The organism is Endozoicomonas sp. ONNA2 (assembly GCF_024606365.1).
Taxonomy (GTDB): domain Bacteria; phylum Pseudomonadota; class Gammaproteobacteria; order Pseudomonadales; family Endozoicomonadaceae; genus Endozoicomonas.
This window is the reverse complement of record NZ_JAHHPO010001025.1, coordinates 1-1505: the sequence shown is the minus strand read 5'-3', so window position 1 is coordinate 1505 and position 1505 is coordinate 1. Positions and strand designations below refer to the sequence as shown.

The following is a 1505-nucleotide window of genomic DNA, read 5'->3' as shown; positions in this document are numbered from 1 at the left end:
TCAACTAAATCAACTAAATCAACTAAATCAACTTGGTTCTTATTATTCAAACAAAATACTGCTTTAGTGCCCTGTGGTTATGGTCGTGTAATCATCAGGTTTATTATTTGGTCAATAGTTTCGCTGATAAATTGGAGGTTAAATGAATCCCACAGGCGGTGCAATCAGACAAACTCCGATATGCATTATCTGCACAAAAAAAGATTCGAGTCCATTTGGCGGACGTTCGTTTGTCAAATCATCGTGCAGTCAAGGTCATCAGTTTCATTTGGATTGTATTTACCAATCGTTGTCACGGCAAGACAACATCAGGCTTGATAGACGGCTTTGCGATGCTTGTCCTGGACCTGCCATGCCATTGCTTCGTAATAGGCAAAACTTGGCTGTGGATGCTTGTCAAAAAAATGATTGTGAGGCGCTTGAAAAAATGCTCCAGCTAAACCCAAATATCCATCGTGAAACTGATAACGGTAGTAATCTATTGACCATCGCAACTCAAAATAACAGCACCGAATGCATTGAGGCTCTCATTAAAGCTGGAGCAGATGTCAATGTAGAGCTGTTAAAGTGTTTAGACCTATTTACCGTTCCATCCGCCGGTATTGGAATCCTATATGAATTAGAGAAAGATATAAATAACCTTGAAAGTGAAATCAGTGGTACAAATAAACAACTTATTCAAGTGAAAAAAAGCAATCCTAAAGAAGAAGAATTAAAGAGTAAAATCAAGGGGCAAATTGCTATTGAATTACAGAAGACTAAACATGATCAACGCAATTTTAACTCCGAAAAATTCAAAGATATTGAAAAAATAATCGAAGAATGGCTGGATAAGCAGCCAAGGTATTTCATGCAAAAACATAAGGCTTTATGTTTAGCAGCTAAAGCGATCACCATAGTAGCAGGTGCAGCTGCTACTGGAGCAGCAGTTGCTATGGGGGGGGTTGGGGTGCCCGCAATCATCGGAGCTGCTACTTGTGCTGCTTTAAATCTAATTGACGGTTCTACTGTTGGTTTATATGCAGGTGCGGATAGATTAGAGAGGCAAAATCCAGAAAAAAACCGTACTGAGGACTTAATCGCATTTGAAGAAAGTTATTCGAATAGAACTCAAAAACTTACACCCTTTTTTGCAAATAATGAACCGCTAAAGAATGAGATTATATCTTCATATAAAGAGGGCTTCTGCTTAAAATATCGAGAAAAGATCTATGGGTTTATAGAAAAAAAACTAAATGAATTATTTGATATCGTACTAGAATGCAACATTCAAAATTATATAACTATTGAAGATATTAATCTCAAGCATTTCAATAAACCTTTACCTGACATCCCTGTCGAATTTTTGCGAGAATGCATAGAGTCCTGCCATTCTGGAATAATAAAGGACATTGATGAAACCCTCAGTGAAATCATCGAGAAGAATATCTTGATTCAAACAGACAGGTTCCAAATTTTTTTAACAAAAGAAAGTTTTTTGACCCCGGTTTTTTGACCCCGGTTTT

The 1505-nt window shown here is 37.1% G+C and carries 1 protein-coding gene; it reads left to right on the top strand.

All coding sequences use genetic code 11. From position 1 onward, the window contains the following. Positions 1-142: 142 nt before the first annotated feature. Entirely contained in the window at positions 143-1495 is a 1353-nt protein-coding gene (locus KDK14_RS18210; protein WP_257266619.1) for an ankyrin repeat domain-containing protein, read from the top strand. Positions 1496-1505 lie beyond the last annotated feature (10 nt).

Excerpts from the sequence above, each read along its gene's own strand:
- KDK14_RS18210 (WP_257266619.1), top strand. The coding sequence starts at position 143 with ATGAATCCCACAGGCGGTGCAATCAGACAAACTCCGATATGCATTATC.